Origin of the sequence: Elstera litoralis (genome assembly GCF_000963705.1) — a bacterium.
In the GTDB taxonomy this organism is placed as follows: domain Bacteria; phylum Pseudomonadota; class Alphaproteobacteria; order Elsterales; family Elsteraceae; genus Elstera; species Elstera litoralis.
This window is the reverse complement of sequence record NZ_LAJY01000850.1, coordinates 1-727: the sequence shown is the minus strand read 5'-3', so window position 1 is coordinate 727 and position 727 is coordinate 1. Positions and strand designations below refer to the sequence as shown.

At 52.3% G+C, this 727-nt stretch carries 1 protein-coding gene; it reads right to left on the bottom strand.

Annotated features, from left to right (window positions below):
* Positions 1 to 159 precede the first annotated feature (159 nt).
* A complete protein-coding gene (locus VZ95_RS20185) occupies positions 160 to 372 on the bottom strand; it encodes a hypothetical protein (RefSeq protein WP_045777458.1) in 213 nt (70 codons plus the stop codon).
* Positions 373 to 727: the final 355 nt, after the last annotated feature.

Below are 727 nucleotides of genomic sequence, written 5' to 3'. Positions count from 1 at the left end.
ATCAGAGAGCTATGACAGAGATCGGCTATCGCGTGATGACGGTTAACACCGTGAAAAGCGGGAAATGCCTGCTTCGATCGGCAGACGCGGGTCGTGTGAATCATAGGGTTTAATCCTTTCTCGCGTAGAGAAGCTGGTGTTCGGAGGGGAAAGAGTGGGTTAGAAGCCTGCGAACGGGGATATCATCCGCCCACGGATGGATGGACGCAAGGAAAAATCCGCCTCGCCCGGCAAATCTTCCCCCAAATTGAGATCGCGCCGGAGATGCGGCGTGATTTCGGCGATGGAGAGCAGCGGTACCGAGGGTGACGACGGTTCGGGCCAACGGCCCCGCAACCACCGGCCCGGTAAAACGGTCCAGAGGGACATCATGATTGAGGCTTTCGGTTGAAAAGGGAAAAAAGCACCCTCGGCTTAGGTGGGGGTTTTATCCGAGGGCGGATATATCCGATAGCGGATATGATTGAAGGATGCAAGTTCGTTTTTGCTGCGTGGCACCGCCGCCCTCATAAACGTCATAAAACGAACAAGAGTCCTTCCCCGGAAACTGATACGTGCAGGGGATGCACCTGTATGCATGTTTTTTGATTGACGCGAAAATTCGGAAAACTTACACAGCATTCACAACGAATTGGTGAAAAAATGTCTCTAAACAAAATCCTTAATGCCGATCAGCTTGACAATACAATCCCGTCTCCAACATTGAACCCGTGGGAACCGCATTGGC